The organism is Acidovorax sp. DMC1 (genome assembly GCF_056314325.1).
On the sequence record NZ_JBQUYO010000003.1, the window covers coordinates 290,542 to 311,753 of the forward strand.

The 21,212-nt window shown below is 67.3% G+C and carries 14 protein-coding genes; 13 read left to right on the top strand and 1 reads right to left on the bottom strand.

Translation table 11 applies throughout. From position 1 onward, the window contains the following. Nucleotides 1–107: 107 nt before the first annotated feature. The 6 genes from ACT531_RS08620 to ACT531_RS08645 all read left to right on the top strand — a co-directional run bounded on the left by ACT531_RS08620 (nt 108) and on the right by ACT531_RS08645 (nt 13,528). Entirely contained in the window at nt 108–6,092 is a 5,985-nt protein-coding gene (locus ACT531_RS08620) for an alpha-2-macroglobulin family protein (RefSeq protein ID WP_476017330.1), read from the top strand. 79 nt (nt 6,093–6,171) lie between these two features. Further along, nucleotides 6,172–6,540: a hypothetical protein gene (locus ACT531_RS08625; protein WP_015013149.1), complete on the top strand. Its 369-nt coding sequence runs from the start codon at nt 6,172–6,174 to the stop codon at nt 6,538–6,540. A gap of 55 nt (nt 6,541–6,595) precedes the next feature. Beyond that, nucleotides 6,596–7,465, top strand: coding sequence for a methylglyoxal synthase (locus ACT531_RS08630; protein ID WP_476017156.1), 870 nt, complete (start codon nt 6,596–6,598; stop codon nt 7,463–7,465). A gap of 27 nt (nt 7,466–7,492) precedes the next feature. Continuing rightward, nucleotides 7,493–9,859: a penicillin-binding protein 1C gene (gene pbpC / locus ACT531_RS08635; protein ID WP_476017157.1), complete on the top strand. Its 2,367-nt coding sequence runs from the start codon at nt 7,493–7,495 to the stop codon at nt 9,857–9,859. An 84-nt stretch (nt 9,860–9,943) separates the two neighbouring features. Then, on the top strand, nt 9,944–12,232 hold the full coding sequence (locus ACT531_RS08640; protein ID WP_476017158.1) for a bifunctional diguanylate cyclase/phosphodiesterase: 2,289 nt from the start codon (nt 9,944–9,946) through the stop codon (nt 12,230–12,232). 129 nt (nt 12,233–12,361) lie between these two features. After that, on the top strand, nt 12,362–13,528 hold the full coding sequence (locus ACT531_RS08645; protein ID WP_476017159.1) for an alpha-hydroxy acid oxidase: 1,167 nt from the start codon (nt 12,362–12,364) through the stop codon (nt 13,526–13,528). Nucleotides 13,529–13,543: 15 nt separating this feature from the next. Here the strand turns inward: ACT531_RS08645 and ACT531_RS08650 are convergent, their stop codons facing one another. Next, nucleotides 13,544–13,957 carry a c-type cytochrome gene (locus tag ACT531_RS08650; RefSeq protein ID WP_436078047.1) on the bottom strand — a complete coding sequence of 138 codons (414 nt, stop codon included), beginning with the start codon at nt 13,955–13,957 and terminating at the stop codon, nt 13,544–13,546. Nucleotides 13,958–14,202: 245 nt separating this feature from the next. On the opposite strand from ACT531_RS08650, the gene ACT531_RS08655 reads away from it, so the two are divergent. From ACT531_RS08655 to ACT531_RS08685, 7 genes are all read left to right on the top strand, one after another. After that, nucleotides 14,203–14,778: an RNA polymerase sigma factor gene (locus ACT531_RS08655; protein WP_099729648.1), complete on the top strand. Its 576-nt coding sequence runs from the start codon at nt 14,203–14,205 to the stop codon at nt 14,776–14,778. 7 nt (nt 14,779–14,785) lie between these two features. After that, on the top strand, nt 14,786–15,577 hold the full coding sequence (locus ACT531_RS08660; RefSeq protein ID WP_288850886.1) for an anti-sigma factor: 792 nt from the start codon (nt 14,786–14,788) through the stop codon (nt 15,575–15,577). 149 nt (nt 15,578–15,726) lie between these two features. Beyond that, nucleotides 15,727–17,280 (top strand): DUF4331 domain-containing protein, encoded by a 1,554-nt coding sequence (locus ACT531_RS08665; RefSeq protein WP_476017160.1) that lies wholly within the window; start codon nt 15,727–15,729, stop codon nt 17,278–17,280. A 17-nt stretch (nt 17,281–17,297) separates the two neighbouring features. Next, a complete protein-coding gene (locus ACT531_RS08670) occupies nt 17,298–17,549 on the top strand; it encodes a hypothetical protein (protein ID WP_108499985.1) in 252 nt (83 codons plus the stop codon). Between the two features lie 96 nt (nt 17,550–17,645). Beyond that, nucleotides 17,646–18,800: a hypothetical protein gene (locus ACT531_RS08675; RefSeq protein ID WP_476017161.1), complete on the top strand. Its 1,155-nt coding sequence runs from the start codon at nt 17,646–17,648 to the stop codon at nt 18,798–18,800. Between the two features lie 59 nt (nt 18,801–18,859). After that, nucleotides 18,860–20,128, top strand: coding sequence for a HupE/UreJ family protein (locus tag ACT531_RS08680; RefSeq protein ID WP_476017162.1), 1,269 nt, complete (start codon nt 18,860–18,862; stop codon nt 20,126–20,128). Between the two features lie 147 nt (nt 20,129–20,275). Then, nucleotides 20,276–21,208: a DUF3034 family protein gene (locus tag ACT531_RS08685; protein ID WP_476017163.1), complete on the top strand. Its 933-nt coding sequence runs from the start codon at nt 20,276–20,278 to the stop codon at nt 21,206–21,208. The last annotated feature ends 4 nt before the right edge of the window (nt 21,209–21,212 follow it).

Sequence of the window (21,212 nt, forward strand, 5' to 3'; positions counted from 1 at the left end):
CCGGCCCGCTCGATACGTAAGTGCTTGCAACACACACCCGCGCGACATGGCACTTTGTTACGCTTGCCGGTTCCTTCGGAGGGGATAGCGTGAACGCAAAAAAATGGATGTTGGCCGCCAGCCTGTCTCTGGTGGCCTGGGGGGCGCAGGCCCTGCAGATCACCAGCTTCTCGCCCCAGGGCGAGGTGGCGCGCGTGCGCCAGGTGGTGGCCAAGTTCGATAGTGCTGCGGTCAATTTCGGCGACCCTAAGGCGCCCGCGCCGCTGAGCCTGAGCTGCAGCGACGCCAGCGTCACCAAGGGCACGGGCCGCTGGACCGGCGAGCGCGAGTGGGTGTTTGACTTCGAGCGCGACCTGCCGCCGGGCGTGCGATGCACCGCCAGCGTCAAGCCAGGCTTCAAATCGGCCGCTGGCGCAGAGCTGACGGGCGCCAAGAGCTATCAGTTCAATAGCGGCGGGCCGTTTGTGCAGAACCTCCGCCCCAGCACCTACGAGCAGATCGACGAGGAGCAGTTCTTTGTGCTGTTCCTCAACGGCGCCGCCACCACGGCCAGCGTGCAGGCCAACGTGTGGTGCACGGCCGAAGGCGTGGGCGAGCGCATCCCCGTGCGCCTGATCGAAGGAGCCCAGCGCGCCGAGATCCTCAAGGGCCTGGGTCTGGAGAAAGACGCCGCACGCGACCCCTTGTCGTTTGCCACGTTGGCCTGCAACCGCCGGTTCACCTCCGGCTCGCGCATGCAGATCGTGTTCGGCAAGGGCGTGGCAACGCCCAGCGGCGTGGCCAACACGGTGGAAAAGCGCTTCGACTTCAAGGTGCGCGAGCCGTTCTCGGCCGAGTTCAACTGCGAGCGTGAAAACGCCCAGGCGGCCTGCCTGCCCATCCGGCCGATGATGCTGTCGTTCAATGCGCCCGTGCCGCGCAAGCTGGCCGCGGCCATTCGCCTCAAGTCCGCCAAGGAAACCCTCAAGCCCCAGATCGACGGCGGCGCAGAAGGCGCCCAGGCCGATGCCCTGGTCAACAGCCTGCAGTTCAATGCGCCGCTGGCCGAGAACACGGCCTTCACCATCGAGCTGCCCAAGGACTTCAAGGACGCCTCGGGCCGCCCGCTGCGCAATGCGGACAACTTCCCGCTCAAGGTGTCCACCGGCGGCATGCCGCCGCTGGCCAAGTTTGCGGCAGCGCCGTTTGGCATCGTGGAGCGTTTTGCCGAAGGCCCCGCATCGGACAACCCGCCTGCGCTGCTGCCCGTGACGCTGCGCAACGTGGAGGCTGCCCTGCGTGTGCAGGGCCTGCAGGCGGGCACCGCCACAGCCAGCGCGCCAGCGGGCAAGGTGAGCACGCTCAAGCCCCGCACCGACGCGGACATCATTGCCTGGTTCCGCAAGGTGCAGCGCTACGACAACTATGTGGTGAACCGCAAGCAGGCGCGCCAAGACGTGACCGGCCCCCTGCCCAAGGTGCTGGATGACGACAAGGAGTACGTGCAGTCGCGCATGCTGTCGCTGCTGGCGGGCAAGGGCGGCGTCAAGACGCTGGACCTGCCCAAGCCCGCGAGCAACGACCCGCGTCCGTTCGAGGTGGTGGGCATTCCGCTCACGCCCGGCTTCCATGTGGTGGAGATCGCGTCGCAAAAGCTCGGCGCCTCGCTGCTGGACGACCGCCATGGCGAAGGCCGCACGATGTATGTGCGCACCTCGGCGCTGGTGACCAACCTGGAGGTGCATTTCAAGCTCGGCCGCGAAAACGCCATGGCCTGGGTCACCACGCTGGACAAGGGCCAGCCCGTGCAGGGCGCCACAGTGCGCGTGTCGGACTGCCGGGGCAACGAACTGGCCAACGCCACCACCGATGCCCAGGGCATAGCCCGCATCGAAGGGCTCTCGCCCGAGCCGCCGGGCTGCAATTCCAATTCTGAGGACGAGGTCGGCCAGTCGTACTTTGTGAGCGCCCGCCACAAGGGGGGCGATGGCGTCGAGGACATGGCCTTCACCTGGAGCGACTGGCAGCGCGGCATCGAGCCCTGGCGCTTCAATGTGCCCACCAGCCGGTCTCCATCGCCGGACGAGCGCGCCCACACGATCTTTGACCGCACGCTGTTCCGTGCGGGCGAAACCGTGTCCATGAAGCATCTGCTGCGCGCCGAAACGCGCCAGGGCTTTGCCCTGCCGGGGTCGCGTCCCGACACCCTCGTCATCACCCACCTGGGCAGTGGCCAGCAGTTCACCCAGCCCCTGGTGTGGCGCGGCACGGCCACCGGCGGGCTCAGTGCGCAAAGCACTTTTGCGATTCCGCCCGCGGCCAAGCTGGGCGTGTACCAGGTCGAGCTGGGGGGCAACGGCACGGTGAATGGCAGCCTGGCGTCGGGCTCGTTCCGCGTGGAGGAGTTCCGCCTGCCCGTGCTGGAAGGCCGCATCGCCCCGGTCGAGAAAAAGGCGCTGGTGCGCGTGCGCTCGGTGCCCACCGACGTGCAGATCAACTACGTGGCCGGTGGCGGCGCTGCCAACCTGCCGGTGCGCGTGTCGGCCCTGGTGCGCGGCAAGTCCCTGGAGTTCAGCGACTACGACACCTTCCGCTTCAACCCGCCCCGCAAGCGCGAGCAGAGCAACGCCAACAGCGACGACGAAGAAGCCACCGCCAGCCAGGACGCGCGCGTGATTGCCGACAAGCTGCCGCTCACGCTGGACAAGAACGGTGCGGGCAAGGTCACCATCGACAACGTGCCCCAGGCCCGCCAGCCGCAGGAGCTGCTGCTGGAGGCCACCTATGCCGACCCCAATGGCGAGGTGCAGACCCTGCGCAGCACGCAGACGCTGTGGCCTGCCGGTGTGGTCGCGGGCATCAAGACCGAAGGCTGGGTGTCTGCGCGCCAGAAGATTCGCTTCCAGGCGCTGGCGCTGCAGCACAACGGCAAGCCGGCGGCCGACACCTCGCTGCAGGTGCAGGCGGTGGCACGCATCACCACCACCACGCGCAAACGCATGGTGGGCGGCTTCTACAGCTACGACAACCAGACCGAAACCAAAGACCTGGGCACGCTGTGCACCGGCAAAAGCGACGCGCGCGGCCTGCTGCTGTGCGAGGCCAAGCTCGACGAGGCGGGCGAGGTGGAGCTGGTGGCCACGGCCACCGACAAAGACGGCAACACCAGCGTGGCCGCGTCGTCGGTGTGGGTGACGCGCCAGGGCGAGCTGTGGTTTGGCGGCGAAGACCACGACCGCATCGACCTGCTGGCCGAAAAGAAGAGCTACCAGCCCGGCGAGACCGCCAAGTTCCAGGTGCGCATGCCGTTCCGCTTTGCCACGGCCCTGGTGGCGGTGGAGCGCGAGGGCATCATCGACACGCAGGTGGTGCAGCTCAACGGCCAGGACCCCACGGTGAGCCTGAAGGTGCAGCCCGACTGGGGACCCAATGTGTACGTGAGCGTGCTGGCCCTGCGCGGCCGCCTGCGCGAGGTGCCGTGGTACAGCTTCTTCACCTGGGGCTTCAAGGCGCCGCGCGAGTGGTGGAACTCGTTCTGGTACGAAGGCAAGGAATACCAGGCGCCCACGGCGCTGGTGGATCTGTCCAAGCCCGCATACCGCTTGGGCGTGGCTGAAATCCGCGTGGGTACGCAGGCCCACCAGATCGATGTGAAGGTGCAGGCCGACAAGGAGAGCTATGCCGTGCGCGGCAAGGCCCAGGTCACCATCACCGCCACGCTGCCGGGCGGCAAGCCCGCCGCCAATGCCGAAGTGGCCCTGGCCGCTGTGGACCAGGCCCTGCTGGAGCTGATGCCCAACAACAGCTGGAACCTGCTCGAAGCCATGCTGCAGCGCCGCAGCTGGGGCGTGGAGACATCGACCGCGCAGATGGAAATCATCGGCCGGCGCCACTACGGCAAGAAGGCTGTGCCCGCTGGCGGCGGTGGGGGCAAGTCGCCCACGCGCGAGCTGCTGGACACCCTGCTGCTGTGGGAGCCCGCGCTCAAACTCGACGCCAACGGCCAGGCCAAGGTGACCGTGCCGCTCAACGACGCATTGACCACCTTCAAGATCGTGGCGGTGGCCGATGCGTCCACCGGCCTGTTCGGTACCGGCAGCACCAGCATCCGTGCCACGCAAGACCTGCAGATCATCAGCGGCCTGCCACCGCTGGTGCGCGAGGACGACCAGTTCCGCGCGCAGATCACGCTGCGCAACACCACCAAGGCCGCGATGAAGGTGGAGGTGGCGCCGCGCGCCACGCTGCTGGACCTGAAGCCGCAGACCATCGACATCCCGGCCGGAGAGGCGCGCGAGGTGGCCTGGGACGTGACCGCCCCCGCGCAGCTGGCGCAAACGCGCGCCGAGGCCATCCTGTGGGAGATCGAAGCCAAGGACCAGGTCAGCGGCGCCCGCGACGCGCTGAAGGCCCGCCAGCGCATCGTGCAGGCGGTGCCGCTCACGGTGCAGCAGGCCACACTGGTGCAGGTGGACGGTAGCTACAACCTCGACGTGAACCCACCCGCTGACGCATTGCCCGGCCGGGGCGGCCTCAAGATGTCGCTGCAGCCCAAGCTGGCCGAAGGCCTGCCCGGCGTGCGCGACTGGTGGGCCCGCTACCCGTTTGCCTGCCTGGAGCAAAAGACCAGCAAGGCCGTGGGTCTGCGCGACGGCGCGCTGTGGCAGACCGTGGTGGCGCAGTTGCCCACCTACCTCGACAGCGATGGCCTGGCCAATTACTTCCCGCCGCGCGACGGCGACGCCAACCGGGGCAGCGACACCCTCACGGCCTATGTGCTGGCCGCCACGCACGAGGCCGCCAGCATCAACCCCGCGTTTGCCTTGCCCGACGAGGCCCGCGCGCCCATGGAGCGTGGCCTGATCGCGTTTGTGGAAGGCCGCATCCAGCGCAACTTCTGGAGCCCGCGCAAGGACCTGGACATGCGCAAGGTGGCCGCGCTCGAAGCGCTGTCGCGCTACGGCAAGGCCCAGGGCCGCATGGTGAGCAGCATCACCATCGCGCCCAACCAGTGGCCCACCCACACGGTGATCGACTGGGTGAATGTATTGAGGCGTGTGGCCGATGTGCCCGAGCGCGACAAGCGCCTGGCCGAGGCGATGCAGATCCTGCGCGGCCGCCTGTCGTACCAGGGCACCAAACTCATCTTCAGCACCGAGCAGGACGACTACTGGTGGTGGCTGATGCAGAACGGCGACGTGAACACCGCCCGCCTGATGCTGGCCGTGATGGACGACCCGGCCTGGAAGGACGACATGGGCCGCCTGGCCAACGGCTTCATCAGCCGCCAGCAGGCGGGCGCCTGGCACACCACCACGGCCAACCTGTGGGGCGGCTTGGCGCTGGAAAAATTCAGCGCCAAGTTCGAGGCCACACCCGTGTCGGGCACCACCAAGGCCAGCATGAGCGGCAACACCGCCAGCGTGGACTGGAGCAAGGTGGACCGCGTGAAGGCATCGGACGCCACCGGCGCTCCCAACCAGATCACCTGGTTTGGCGCGCCCGCATCGCCCGGCAACCTGAAGAACAACGGCATGTTCCTGCCATGGTCTAGTACTGCAGGCAAGACGGGCGGCAAGGAGCAGCTGGCCGTCACGCACCAGGGCCCGGGCAAGCCGTGGCTCACGCTGCAGTCGGTGGCGGCCATCGATCTCAAGGCGCCGTTCGCGGCAGGCTATGCGATCAAGAAGACCATCACCCCGGTGGAGCAGGCCAACAAGTCGCTGCCCGCCGGCCAGTACACACGCGGCGACGTGCTGCGCGTGACGCTGGAGGTCAACGCCACAGCCGACATGACCTGGGTGGCCATCACCGACCCCATCCCCGGCGGCGCCACCATTTTGGGCAGCGGCCTGGGTCGCGACTCCGAGATCGCCACGCAGGGCGAAAAGAAGACCGGCGCGGGCTGGCCCGCGTTCGAGGAGCGCAGCTTCGAGTCCTTCCGCAGCTACTACGAGTACCTGCCCAAGGGCACCGTCAAGATGGAGTACACCGTGCGCCTGAACAACGCGGGCGACTTTGCGCTGCCGCCGAGCCGTGTGGAGGCCATGTATGCGCCCGAGATGTTTGGTGAGTCGCCCAACGCACGGGTGAAGGTGCAGGTGGCCAAATAAGCTGCGACGCCCCAACGCCACTCTGTCATAACGCCGCCATGCACCGCCTTGCCCATCGTCCTCCCCAGGCCTTCATGCCATGAGCCTCAGCGTCTTTCTGGAGCTGCGGTTCTGGCTGCTGGTGGGGTTCTCGCTGGTGCTGCCGGTGGGCATCTATGCGCTGCTGTTGGTCACACGGTCGATCTCGCGCTGGGCGGTGCTGGGGTTTGGGGTGGCGCTGGTGCTCATTGCGGGCGTGGATGTGTACCTGTTGCAGTCCATCGCCGCGCAGGCCAAGAGCACGCCGTCGCTGGCCGACGATGCGTGGTTCAGTTCCGAGCTGACGATTGCGCTCTACCTGCTGCCGGTGGTGTTCGGCGGCATCGGCGTCAATCTGATCTCGCACGTGCTGCTGCGCCACCTGACCGAGGCCGAGGGGCGGTTTGACCGTGAGCACTCCGATCGCTGAGCCGTGAGGGGCTTACGATGCTCCGATCCCTTCGTTTTCAGAAAGTCAACCTGCCATGATCCTGGGTCTCGCTGCCAACCGCCTGCACCACCACACCGAAGACGCGGCGCTCTTTGCCTGGTTGCGCGCCTGCGAGGCGGGCATCCGGGAACTGCAGCTGGGGTTGCACGCCGTGGGCCGCACGCACGATGCCATCGTCGCTGCGGGCATGCTGCAGGGGTACCGCCCGCTGGTGCGCTATCCGTACGGGCGCGACGGTGGGCTGATGAAAGTGGTGGCAGAGGTGGTGGGCATGGGGGAAGGGCGCACGCTCGATGGCGCGATTTACCTCACCGACCCAGTGGACCCTTCTTCCATCTTCCCCGAGGCGCTGGCCCTCAAGCGGCAGTGCGTGATCCATGGCAAGCCGTTTCTCTCCACCGTGGCCAGCGCACGTGACTGGATCGAGATGGAGCGCATCCACGCCGGGCTGGCGCCCGACCCACAGGCCGACCGGTTTCATGACCATGGCAACCAGACGCTGGCGCTGATTGCGCACGACGCGTGCAAACAGGCCATGCTCGACTTTGCCGATCGCAACTTTGATGTGCTGTCGCAGTTTCGCCACCGGGTGGCCACCGGCACCACGGGCCAGCGACTGAACGCCCTGGCGTGGAGCAAGGGCTGGCCCGAGGGGCAGCCCTGGGTGCAGCGCTTTAACAGCGGGCCGCTGGGTGGCGACGCGCAGATTGCCGACCTGGTGCTGGAGCGCCGTTGCCACCGCGCCGTTTTTTGTGAGGATCCGCATGTGGCGCGCCAGCACGAGGCCGACATCCAGCTGCTGGAGCGCGCCGTGACCACCGCCACGCACGACGCGGTGTGTGTCACCGTGCCAAGCGTGGCGCAGCGCTGGTGCGACGCCGTACGCCTGCGCGCGGCGCGCTGAGGGCGCTTTTTTTATCTCTGCGCGTTTGTGTTCCTTCCTTTCGATTTCTTCTTCACCTTGCGCCTGCGAACGCAGGCCGCTGCGCTGGTGCTGGCGGCCTGCGCCTCGGGCGCCTGGGCCATCCCCACGTTTGACGAGGTGCGCGCGGACTTCAAGCCCTCGGACACCCTGATCCTCTCGCGCGAAGGCGAGGTGCTACAGCGCCTGCGCACCGATGCCACCGTGCGACGCGGCCAGTGGGTGCCGCTGGCCGATGTGTCGCCCGCGCTGCGCCAGGCGCTGGTGCTGAGCGAGGACAAGCGGTTTTTTGAACACAGCGGCGTGGACTGGCGTGCGGCCTCGGCCGCCGCCTGGGGCAACCTGTGGAACCAGCGCACGCGCGGTGCCAGCACCATCACCATGCAACTCGCCGGCCTGTTGGATGGCGATTGGCGCCAGGGCCCCGGCGGACGCACGGTGGCGCAAAAGCTGGGCCAGACGGTGGCCGCCCAGGTGCTGGACCGGCGCTGGCGCAAGGACCAGATCCTGGAGGCGTACCTCAACCTCGTGCCGTTTCGCAGCGAGCTGGTGGGCATCGACGCCCTGAGCCGCACCCTGTTTGACAAGGCGGCCCACGGGCTGGACGACCGCGAAGCTGCGGTGGCAGCGGCGCTGGTGCGCGCGCCCAACGCACGGCCTGCGCTGGTGGCACAGCGTGCCTGCGGGGTACTGCGCGACATGCAGCAGCGCCCCTCCACCCCTGTCTCGCCCGCTGCACCGGCGGCGCGCGTGGACTGCGATGCGCTGGACCTGTTCACTACGGCCGCATTGCAACGCCGCGCGTTCGATGCGAGCGAGGGTGTGGCGCCACACTTTGCGCGCTACCTGCTGCGCCAGCGGGACAAGGACAGCGCCGTGCCCGAGCGGGTGACCAGCACCCTGCGCGCACCGTTGCAGCGTTTTGCCATGCAGAGCCTGCAGCAGCACCTGCGCGAACTGCGCGGGCGCCATGTGGAAGACGGCGCGGTGCTGGTGCTGGACAACGCCACGGGCGCCGTGCTGGCCTGGGTGGGGTCGTCCGGCCAGCTCAGCCAGGCCAGCGAGGTCGATGGCGTGCTGGCGCTGCGCCAGCCGGGCTCCACGCTCAAGCCTTTTTTGTATGCCCAGGCGATTGCAGAGCGGCGACTCACAGCGGCGTCGCTGGTAGAGGATTCTCCCGCGCAGATCACCACGGCGGGGGGGCTCTACATCCCGCAGAACTATGACCGCCAGTTCAAGGGCTGGGTGTCGGTGCGCACGGCGCTGGCGGCGTCGCTCAACGTGCCGGCGGTGCGCACCTTGGTCATGGTCACGCCCGATGCCTTCCATCGCCAGCTCGGCGCTGTCGGAATGCCGCTGCGCGAAAGTGGCGACTACTTTGGCTACAGCCTGGCACTGGGCAGCCCCGAGGTGCCGTTGCTGCACCTGACCAATGCCTTCCGCACACTCGCCAACGGCGGGCGGGCGAGTCCTGTTGCAGGCACGCTCGCCAACGGCGGGCGGCAGGTCACCGTAGCCTCGGCCGATGCCAAGCCCCGCTTCACGTCCGCCATCGACCCACGCGCCGCCTTCATCGTGGGCGACATCCTGTCCGACGGCAATGCACGCGCACGCACCTTTGGCACCGACAGCGTGCTGGCCACCCGCTTCTGGGCGGCCGTGAAAACCGGCACCAGCAAGGACATGCGCGACAACTGGGCCGTGGGGTGGTCGGAGCGTTACACCGTGGGCGTGTGGGTGGGCAACGCCAGCGGCGCAGCCATGCACGAGGTTAGCGGCACCAGCGGCGCAGCACCCATCTGGGCGGCGGTGATGGGCTTTCTGCACGCCCGCGAGCCCAGTCGCGCGCCCAAGGCCCCTCAGGGGCTGGTGCGGGCGGCTGTGCGGTTCGGCCCGGGGCCGTCTTCGGGCGCGGGGCCGCCCCAGCCGCTGGAGGCCGCGCGCGACGAGTGGTTTGTTCCCGGCACGCAGCAGCCGTTATTTGCTATGGATTCAATAGCTGGTGAGGCATATAGCAGTAGCGCATCTGGCCAAAAAACCTCCAAAACCGCCGCCCGAGCCCCTGCAGCGCCCGCATCGGCTTCGGTAGCCGCCCCGGCGCGCATCACTGCCCCGGCATCCGGCACGGTGATTGCGCTGGACCCGGACATTCCGCCCGCGCGTCAGCGCCTGCAGTTCACCGCCACGCGCGATGCGGTGCAGTGGCGGCTGGACGGCAAACCGCTGGGCCGTGGGGCCCGGGTGCCCTGGCTGCCCTGGCCGGGCCGGCATGTGGTGCAGATCACCGACGCCCAAGGCACGGTACTGGACGAGGTGCGGCTGGAAGTGCGCGGTGCCGGTGTGGTGGCCGCACCCACCCAGGCAGGTGCGCATTGACGCCGCCAATCCCGAGGAATACGGTGTGCCTTGGTGCTAAGTCTCAGCTAAGGCGGCTGTTTAAAATAGTTACAAACTATCCCTATGCCATCGCTCCGCCAGTTTTTCTCTCACCGCCTGATCTGGCTGGCCTTGCTGGTGGCTCTGGGCATTGGTGCGTTGTTTGCGCGCACCATCTGGACCATTCGCAACGACGAGTGGAGCTACGCAGAGCAAACCAATGCCAACCTGGCCCGCACCCTGGAGCAGGGCCTGGCATGGTCGCTGGACTCGTTTGACAAATCTCTGGAAGGCGTGGCCCGCGAGGTGGCACGCCCCGAGGTCTGGGCCTTGCCTCCCGACCTGCGCGCGCGGGTGGTGTTCGACAACTCGCTGCGCGCGCGTGGCGCGGGCGATGTGCTGGTGCTGGACGCGCAGGGCAACGTCATCCTGGACTCGGGCTCCCTGGTGCCCCGCAAGGCCCATTTTGCCGACCGTGACTACTTTCTGGCGTTCCGCGAGCAAGGCCAGCAGGGGCTGTTCTTCGGCAAGCCCGTGCCTTCGCGGGTGACGGGCCTCAACATCCTGCCCATCTCGCGCGGCTACTACAACGCAGACGGCAGTTTTGCTGGTGTGGTGGTCGGCGCTATCCGCCTGAGCTATTTCAATGAACTGTTTGGTTCGCTGAATCTGGGCGCCAACAGCGGTATCAACCTTTTCCGGCAGGACGGGGTAGTAATCTCCCGTTTCCCCTATGGCGATGCTGACGTCGGCAAGACCATTGCGGGCACCCCCAACCTGCTGCGCTTTCAGGCGGAGGGCTCGGGGTCGTTTGTGGGCACGGCCGCGCTTGATGGCGTGGAGCGGCTGTATTCCTTCAGGCCCGTGGGCAACTATCCGCTGATCCTGAACGTCGCCCAGTCCACCGACACCATCCTGGCCAAGTGGCGAAGCAGCGCCTGGGTGCTCGGCGGCTTTGCCGTGCTGCTGATGCTGGGCTGCCTGGGGCTGGCCCTGCTTTTTGTGCGGGAGCTGGTGTTGCGCCAGCAGGTATCGGTACGCCTGACCGAGGCCGAGCACGACCTGCGTACCACCCTCGACAACGTGCCCTCCATGATTGCCTACTGGGATGCCGGTATGCACAACCGCTTTGCCAACCGCGCAGCGCTGGAGGAGTTTGGCACCTACCCGGCACCGGTGCGGGGCCGCCACATCAGCGAGCTGCTGAGCGAGGCCCGCTACGCGGCCAGCAAGCCCTACTACGACCTGGCGCTGTCGGGTGCGCCGCAAAGGTTTGAACGCACGGACGAGGGCCCCCAGGGCCTGCCGCGCCACAGCATCGTGTCTTACCTGCCGGACACCGACGCGCGCGGCGTGGTCACCGGGCTCTTTGTGCAAGTGACGGACATCACCGAGCGCAAGCGCATGGAGAACGAGCTGTTCGACGAGAAAGAGCGCGTACGCCTCACGCTGCAATCCATCGGTGATGCCGTGGTCTGCTCGGACGCCAAAGGCATGGTGACCTACCTCAACCCTGTGGCCGAACGCCTCACGGGCTGGCAGGCGTTTGATGCGGCCGGGCACAACGTGGACGAGGTGGTGAGCCTGCGCAGCCCCGACAACGACGAGCCCTTGCCCAACACGCTGCGCACCGCGATACAGCAAGGCGCCGCCACGGACCCCGTGCGGGGTGTTCTGGTGCACCGCACCAGCGGCCAGCGCTTCCAGGTGGAGGAGACGGCCAGCGCCATCACGGACCGCCATGGTGCGGTGACCGGTGCGGTGGCCGTGCTGCGCGATGTGACCGAGGCCGTGGCCATGGCCGAGCGCATGGCCCACCTGGCCCAGTACGACGCACTCACCGACCTGCCCAACCGCGTGCTACTGCAGGACCGCGCCCAGCTGGCGATGGCGCTTGCGCGGCGCGAAGGCAAGTCGCTGGCGGTGATGTACCTGGACCTTGACGGTTTCAAAGAGGTCAACGACCGCCTGGGCCATGACGCGGGCGACATCCTGCTGGTGCAGTTTGCCCAGCGCCTGCGGGCGGCGGTGCGCGCGTCCGACACCGTGTGCCGGCAAGGGGGCGACGAGTTTGTGGTGTTGTTGCCGGGGCTGGACGGGGTGGAGCCCGCCTGCCTGGTGGCGCGCAAGATCCTGGCGGCCTGCGATGCTGCTTTTGAGCTGGCCGGGCAGCCGGTGCGGGTGGGGGTCAGCGGCGGCATTGCACTGTTCCCGCAGCATGGCAGTACCTTTGACGAGTTGTCGCGCCATGCCGACGGAGCCATGTACGCGGCCAAGCGTGGTGGCCGCATGCGCTTCATGCTGTACCGGGGGCCCGACGCCGAGCCCGAGGCGGTGTTGCCAGAGCCGGACCTGGCGGCCACGGCCCAGTAGCTGGCGCGCAAGGCGGGGCGACCTGACCCCCCAGCTGGAAATTTGTTGCAAGCCGTCGAAAAAATTTTGATGGCTGCGCCCTGCGCCACCGCCTACCATCTGGCGCATTTCCCATACCGGAGAGCCTGCGTGCCCAACCTGTCCAAAATCACCTGCATCGAAGACCTGCGTGTCATTGCCCAGCGCCGCGTGCCGCGCATGTTCTATGACTACGCCGATTCGGGCTCGTACACTGAGGGCACCTACCGCGCCAACGAAAGCGACTTCCAGCGCATCAAGCTGCGCCAGCGCGTGGCCGTGAACATGGAAGGCCGCACCACCCGCACCACCATGGTGGGCCAGGACGTGGCCATGCCGGTGGCCATTGCGCCCACCGGGCTCACCGGCATGCAGCATGCCGACGGCGAGATTCTGGGCGCCAAGGCGGCCAAGGCGTTTGGCATTCCGTTCACGCTCTCGACCATGAGCATCTGCTCCATCGAGGACATTGCCGAACACACGGGCCGCCACCCGTTCTGGTTCCAGGTCTATGTGATGCGCGACCGCGACTTCATCAACCGCCTGATCGACCGCGCCAAGGCGGCCAACTGCTCGGCGCTGCAACTCACGCTGGACCTGCAGATCCTGGGCCAGCGCCACAAGGACATCAAGAACGGCCTCTCGGCCCCGCCCAAGCCCACCCTCGCCAACCTCATCAACCTGGCCACCAAGCCGCGCTGGTGTATGGGCATGCTGGGCACAAAACGCCGCAGCTTCGGCAACATCGTGGGCCACGCCAAGGGTGTGGGCGACTTGTCGTCACTGTCGTCGTGGACTGCTGAACAGTTCGACCCGCAGCTCAACTGGGGCGATGTGGAATGGATCAAAAAGCGCTGGGGCGGCAAGCTGATCCTCAAAGGCATCATGGACGCCGAAGATGCGCGCCTGGCCGTCAACAGCGGTGCCGACGCACTGATCGTCAGCAACCACGGCGGGCGCCAGCTCGATGGCGCGCCATCCTCCATTGCCGCACTGCCCGGCATTGCCGCAGCAGCCGGCAAGGACATCGAGGTGTGGATGGACGGCGGCATCCGCAGCGGGCAGGACGTGCTCAAAGCCCGCGCTTTGGGCGCGCAGGGCACGCTGATCGGCCGCAGCTTCTTGTACGGCCTGGGGGCCTACGGCGAGGCGGGCGTGACGCGTGCGCTGCAGATCATCCAGAAAGAGCTGGACATCACCATGGCGTTCTGTGGCCATACCAACATCAACAACGTCGATTCGTCGATCCTGCTGCCCGGTACCTTTCCCACGGCCTGAGCGGCTGAAAGCCCTCTACCGCGCGGCCGTCGTCGGCGCCGGCAGGCGCTTGAGCGTGGCCAGGTAGGCCACCACGTCCTCGCGGCCCTGCGCATCGTCGAGCTGGTAGTCCATGCCCTGGCCGGGGATCAGCGCCTCGGGGTCGGTCAGCCAGGCCTTGAGCGTGGCACGCGTCCACAGCAGCTTGCTTGCGCGCAGCGCGGGCGAGTAGTCAAAATCCTTCAGCGCGCCCGCGCGGCGCCCCACCACGCCCCGGTGCGCCGGGCCGTCGCCATGCTGGTCCGGGCTGTGGCAGCTGCTGCAATGCGCCGCGTACAGCGCAGCGCCACGCTCCACCGACTGGGCCGCAGCGGGGCTGTGGGCCCCCCACAGCAAGGTGGCCGCAACGGCAACCCAATGAACAGGGAACAGTGGGCGAGGCAGAGGCATGGCGGGCAGCATGGGGTGGAAAGCGCGAGCGTTGTGGGCAGAGGTGACTCTTGCAGTACGGACGATCCCGCCGCCTGGATTCATGCCCGTCGCGGTTGGGGTGCCCGGTACTCGACTACACCAATTCACGGAGCCAGGGCACTGTTTTTGTGTCCGGCGACATCCAAAGTGCCTGCTGTGGCGTATTCACCTACAGCAAAGCCCCGCAAGGCCTGCCAACCCGATCAATCCAAGACAATGGGCGCATGAGCACCCTCCACCCAGACAGTGAACTGATGGACCTCCTAGACCGCATTGCCGCGCAGGACGACTCCGCGCTGAAAAAGCTGTACGAGCGCACCTCGTCGCAGCTTTTTGGCCTGGCCCTGCGCATCGTCCGCAACCGCGATGCGGCGGAGGATGTGCTGCAGGAGGCGTTTTTGACCATCTGGCGCGGCGCGGGCAACTACCGCGCATCGCTGAGTCCGCCCATGGCCTGGATGGGTTTGATCGTGCGCAGCCGGGCGCTGGATGCCCTGCGCAAGCGCACCACCGACCGGTCCGATCTGATGAACGAGCTGGATGACGAGATGGCGCAGACGCTGGAGGGCGATACGCCCAACCCCATGGACGCCGCCGATGCCAGCGAGCAGGCCTTTGCGCTGCACCACTGCCTGGGAAAGCTCGATCACAAGCAGCGCGAGGTAGTGAGCCTGGCCTACCTGCGCGATCAGAGCCACGGCGAGCTGGCCGAGCAACTCAAGCTGCCGCTGGGTACCGTCAAGACCTGGATCCGTCGGGGCCTGGAACAGCTGCGCACCTGCATGGCGCGTTTTGCGTGAGGTTGCCATGAACATTACCCAACACCCCGAACTGCTCGACCGCCTGGCTGCCAGCTACGCCCTGGGCACACTGCGTGGCGGCGCCCGCCGCCGATTTGAAAGCCTGGCCCGCGAACACGCCACCGTGCGCGCTGCCGCGCTGGTCTGGCAGACCCGCTGGTCCGGCCTGACCGAGTTGCAGCCCGCCATCCACCCCGCGCCCGCCGTGTGGACGCGCATCGACAACCTGGTGCAGGCCGACCGGGCTGCGGCAGCCATGCAGGCGGCCCGTGTGCACCAGGCCGCAGCGGCCCCAGGCGGCTGGTGGCGCAACCTGCTGGTGTGGCGCGGTGCGGCAGCTGCGGGCGCCATCGCCACGCTGGCGGCTGTGGTGGTGGGCGTGCAGGTCAATGGAGGCCTGCGTGCCACCACGGGCGCGCAGATCGCCGCACTGCAGCAACAACTGCAAGCCACGCCCCAGATCCAGTACGTGGCGGTGCTGGCCGATGACAAGGCCGACGCGTCGATGCTGGTGACGTTCGACCCCAAGAACAACCAGCTCGTGTTGCAGCGCGTGGGCGGTTTCCAGGAGGGCGCGGACAAGTCCTTGCAACTGTGGGCGCTGCCGCCCGCTGGCGGCCCGCGCTCATTGGGCGTGCTGGGGCAGGACAAGCTGCTCAAGCTGGTGGCCCAGGAGGGCGATGTGAAAGAAGTCCCCACGCTGGCCATCAGTCTGGAGCCAAAGGGTGGTGTGCCCAGCGCCACGGGCCCCACAGGGCCGGTGCTGTTCAAGGGCGCTCTGATCCGCAAGGCCACCTGACACCCGGGTTTCAGGCAGTTGCGTACAGGTCTGGAAGAACCGGTGGCAAAAGAAAAGAATAGTCGCCACCGTTGAATCCACGGGTTTCTCTTCGTCGTATTCAAGGTGGGGTGCTTGGCACCCCTCCATCCACTTACGAGGAGATCCCCATGCCATTGAAAAAAATCAGTCTGGCCGTGCTGGCTGTTCTGGCTGCCTGCGCAGCGGGCGTCAGTCTGGCGTCCAGCCACCGCGAGGCGCCGTTCATCACGACCCAGCCCAAGGTTGACGGCAGTGACTTCTACCTGTTCAACAGCTACGAACCGGGTCGAGCGGGTTTTGTCACCATGATCGCCAACTACCTGCCGCTGCAGGATGCCTATGGCGGCCCCAACTACTTCAGCCTGGACTCGAATGCGCTGTACGAGATCCACATCGACAACAACGGCGATGCAGCGGAGGACATCACCTTTCAGTTCCGCTTCAAGAACACGCTGAACAATGGTGGCAACGGCATCACGCTCGATATCGGTCCTGATGGTGCCCGCAAGAAGGTGGCCATTCCGCTGCGCAACGCCGGTGGCATCAGCGGCGCAGCGGGCGACCCGCTGGCCTACCGCGAAGAGTACGAGATGTTCATCGTGCGCGGTGACCGCCGTACCGGCAAGCGCGAGCAGATCACCATGGCCGGTGGGGGTACCACCTTCACCAAGCCCATCGACTACATCGGTGAAAAATCGCTGGGCAATGCGGCCGCCTACGACGCCTATGCCGGCAAGTATGTGTATGGCATCAACATCCCCGGCTGCTCCACCCCCGGCAAGGTGTTTGTGGGCCAGCGGCAGGACCCGTTCCCGGTGTCGTTGGGCACCATCTTTGATCTGGTGAATGCACCTGCCGCCGTCATCACCAGCGAGTCGAATGCTGCGGCCTTCGGCGCGGGCCAGATTGCGAACAAGAACGTGACGTCGCTCGCGGTTGAAGTGCCCACCAACTGCCTCACGGCGGCATCGGGCGAGAAGGTCATCGGCGGCTGGACCACTGCCAGCCTGCGCCAGGCCCGCTTGCTCAATGGCAAGCCAGACTCGGGCCTGCAGGCCAGCGAGAAGGCCGGTGGCGCATGGACGCAGGTCTCGCGCCTGGGCATGCCGCTGGTCAACGAGGTGGTGATTGGCCTCAAGGACAAGGACAAGTTCAATGCGTCCAAGCCCAAGGATGATGCCGCCAACTTTGCGGACTACGTGACGCACCCCACGTTGCCCGCGCTGGTCGAGACGCTGTTTGGCGCCAAGGCCCCCACGAACTTCCCGCGCACCGACTTGATGACGGCCTTCCTCACGGGGCTGCCCACCGTCAATCGCCCCGGCAACATCACCGGCCTGGGTGCTGGCGGCCCCCTGGCCGAAATGCTGCGCTTGAACACGGGCATTGCCGCCACGGCTGCGGCTGCGCAGAACTCGCTGGGGGTGGTGGCAGGGGACGCGGCCGGCTTCCCGAACGGCCGCCGCTTGGGCGACGACGTGGTGGACGTATCGCTGCGCGTGGCCATGGGGGCGCTGTGCACGGTGACGGGTGCCACGGACACGCTCAAGGTGGGCTGCAAGCCGGGTGATGCCCCGGCAGGAGGGGTAGCGTTTGTTGACGGCTCGCGCACCAAGGCGACGGACTACCGTACGGCGTTTCCGTATGTGAACCCACCGCTGCCCGGTGCCAAGAACTTCTGATCCGAAGGAGCCACACCATGCAAAAGAACCTTCGGATTCAGCACCTGGCCCTTACTTCGGTGGCGGCATTGGCCATCACCGGTTGCGGCGGTGGCGGTAGCGGCGACAACACGGCAGACCCTGGCAATGGGGGCCCGGTGATGGTGAACGCGTTCGCGTATGTGCAGCCCATTGTGGCCAGCGGCGCGTCGGACACCGCCGAGCCTCAGGCGGTGGACCAGCTGGTGCTGTCCAGCACCGAGGCAGAAGAGCCCGATTCGCGGCTCTGACCCTCGCGCGATGTCCTGGCTGCGCCCTGAAGGGGTGTGGCCAGGGCGTGCGTGGGTGATTGTGTCTCTTTCGATATCCGCTGTTGTCACGAGCCCATGAAGAAACCTCATCACTGTTTGTGCGTGGCCTTGTGCCTGGTGCTATGGGCGGGCACGGCCCTGGCGGCCTTGCCGCAGGACTTGCCACCCGGCCTCGATGCCGATGTGGTCGAGCGTCTGCCCGAACGTCTGCCCGAGCGTGTGAGCGCAGCCCCCGCCACGCCCCAGGCCGCTGCCGCCACGGCCCGGCGCTGGATCACGCTGTCACGCGAGACGGCGGACCCGCGTTACCTGGGCCGGGCACAGGCGGCCCTGGCTCGCTGGTGGGGCCAGGCGGACGCCCCGGCCGATCTGCTGGTGTTGCAGGCCACCGTAGAGCAAGGGCGCCATGAATTTTCAGCAGCGCGCGCCACGCTGGAGCGCGCCTTGCAAACCAACCCCGCACAGGTGCAGGGCTGGCTCACGCTGGCCACGCTGGAGCGTGTGGCCGCGCGCTATGAGGCCGCCGAGGCCGCCTGCCGCAACGTAGCCCGCCACGGTGCTGCGCTGTATGCCACCGCCTGCCTGCTCGAAACCCGTTCACTGCAAGGCCAGCACGATGCCGCACGCAATGGCTTCACCGCGCTGCGGCAACAGGTGGCAGGGGATGCTGCCCAGCGGGCCTGGATCGGTTCGCTGCTGGCCGAGAGCGAAGAGCGCGCAGGTCGCGATGACGCTGCCGACGCGGCCTACCGCCGCAGCCTGGCCGATGCCCCCGACGGCTACACCGCGCTGGCCTATGCCGACCAGCTGTTGCGCCGCAATCGTGCGAGCGCCGCGCTGGAGGTGCTCCGGCACCAGCCCGACAGCGACTCCGTGCTGCTGCGGCGCGCGCAGGCCTTGCGGCTGATGGGGGACGCCGCGTGGCAGCCCCTGGTGCGCGACCTGGAAGCGCGTTTTGCCGCCATCGCGGCGCGCGGAGAGGGACTGGACGCCCACGCCCGGGAGCGTGCCTTGCTGGCGCTGTGGTTGCAGGGGCAACCCGCCGCCGCATGGAAGGCGGCCCGCACCAACCTTGCCCTGCAAAAAGAGCCACTCGACTGGTGGCTTGCACTGCAGACCTCTGAGCAGTCGGGCGATGCTGCTGCCCACCAGGCCGTGCGGCAGGCCCTGCAGCAAGCAGGACTGCAAGACCTGCGCCTGGCGCGCTGGCAGACCTGGGGAGCCCAATGATGCGCTGCATGCACTGGTTAACGGGCCTCCTGCGCCCACACGGGCGTTCCCTGCGGGCCATGGTGGCTGTCGCGTTGACTGCCGCAGCACTGGCGCCCAGCGCCTGGGCCCACAAGGCCAGCGACGCCTATCTGCGGGTGGCGGATGCGCCGGCACCCCTGGGCACTGCAGGGGCGGGCGCATCGATAGGCCTTGTGCTGTCGGTGGCCTTGAAGGATGTGGATGCCGCGCTGGAGCAACTCGATGCCGATGGCGACCGCCAGCTCACATGGGGCGAGGTGCGGCAGTCCATGCCCGCCATCGTCCAGTGGGTGGGCCAGGGCATGTTGTGGCAGTGCGACGGAACGGCGACGGTGCCTGCCTGGCGCTTTGAAGCGTTGGAGCAGCGCACCGATGGGCGTTACGCGCGGCTGGCTGCCACGCTGCCCTGTGCGCCAGCCCAGGCGGTCACTCTGCGCTACGGCCTGATGCAGGGCATCGACCCCACACACCGCCTGCTGGTGGGCGGCGCGTTCAGCGGCCAGACGCTGGCGGCCGTGCTGGCCCCTGACGGGCGCTCGGGCACCGACCTGCGCTCTGCGGGCAGCCGCGCAGGACAAGCGGGGGCAGACGGTGCGGAAGGGGCTCAAGGTGCGGACGCATCAGAGCCCGGCGCCCCACGCGGCGGGTTGGCCACGCTGCTGCACTTTGTGACCGAGGGGGTGCACCACATCCTGTCTGGCTACGACCACCTGGCCTTTTTGCTGGCACTGTTGCTGCCCATCTCCCTGGCGCGGCCGCAGCCCCGCCACCGCGATCTGCCATTGCACACGGAGTCCGGCACAACGCCGATCGCTGAAACCCCGGCCTCCGGCGCCAGGGACCGCTTCGCCGGGATCAAGGCGCTCCTGCTCACGGTGACCTGTTTCACCGTGGGCCATTCCATCACCTTGGCACTGGCAGGCCTGGGCTGGGTCACCGTGTCGGGCAACTGGGTGGAGCCCGCCATTGCCATCAGCATCGGCATCTCGGCGTTGCTGAACCTGTTTCCCGTCCAAGGCCTGCGCAGTAGCTGGCTTGCTCTGTGCTTTGGTCTGGTGCACGGGCTGGGTTTTTCCGGGGTGCTGGTTGAAGCTGGCGTGGCGGGGGCTTCGCTGTTGTGGGCCCTGGCGGGGTTCAACCTGGGGGTCGAAGTGGGCCAGCTGATGGTGGTCGCCCTGTGGTGCGCGGTTTCGGTGGCACTGGCGCGCAGGGCGTGGTACCGCTCGGTGGTGGTGCGTGGGGGCTCCGTCGCGTTGCTGGTGCTGTCGCTGTACTGGACCGTGCAGCGCCTTGCCTTCGCTGGCTGACGAGAACGGTGGCCAGTCCGTCGTGGAGGGCCAGACCCTGATCAGGCGCTAAAGACCCTTTGCGGTACTCTGGATTCACATCTGGACGCCGCCCGTGTGCGTAATGACGCTGTCGTAGCAATTATTTACAAACACGAGGAGCGCCCCATGAAGAGTCCCCTTTCCATCGCCGTGCTGGCTGGCGTTGCACTGGCCTGCAGTGCGGCCCAGGCCGATACCGGCAAGCTGCTGCTCACGGGCGGCGTCAGCACCATCGCCGGGTCGGCTGGTGGCGGGCTGACCCCCTGGGCGGTGATTGGCAGTAACGCCACCGAGGGCGAGGTGGGCGTCAGCGCCTATGCCACCCGCGCAGCCACACAGGACTACAGCCTGAACGGCTATGGCGTGGCCCTGGGTCTGCACGACCGCCTGGAGCTGTCGCTGGCGCGGCAGGACTTTGATGCGTCGCCCGCCATCGCGCTCAACGGCATTGCGCCGTTTGGCGTGACGCCGGGCCAGCACATCAAGATGGACGTGCTGGGCATCAAACTCAAGGTGGCGGGCGATGCTGTGCTCAACAGCGACAGCTGGATGCCGCAGATTGCGGTGGGGCTGGAACACAAGCAGGTGCATCCGGGCTCCATCGGGTCGGTGCTGGACTTTCTGGGCACCAAAACCAGCGGCACCGATGTGTACGTGAGCGCCACCAAGCTGCTGCTGGCGCAAAGCGTGCTGGTCAACGGCACGCTGCGCTACACCAACGCCAACCAGAACGGCCTGCTGGGCTTTGGCTCGGCTGCGCCCGGCAAGAACAGCCGCAGCCTGCAGCCCGAGTTCTCGGTGGCATACCTGATCAACAAGAACCTGGCAGTGGGTGCCGAATACCGATTCAAGCCCAACAACTTGCAGGCCTTGGGCGCGGCGGCAGGCCTGGGCGCCGCCTTGCGCGAGGACGACTGGAAGGACATCTTTGTGGCCTGGGCGCCCAGCAAGAATGTGTCGCTCACGCTCGCCTATGTGGACCTGGGCCGCATCGTCCCTGGCATCACCAACAACCGCCGCCAGACCGGCTACTACCTGTCGGCCCAAGTCGCCTTTTGAGGAC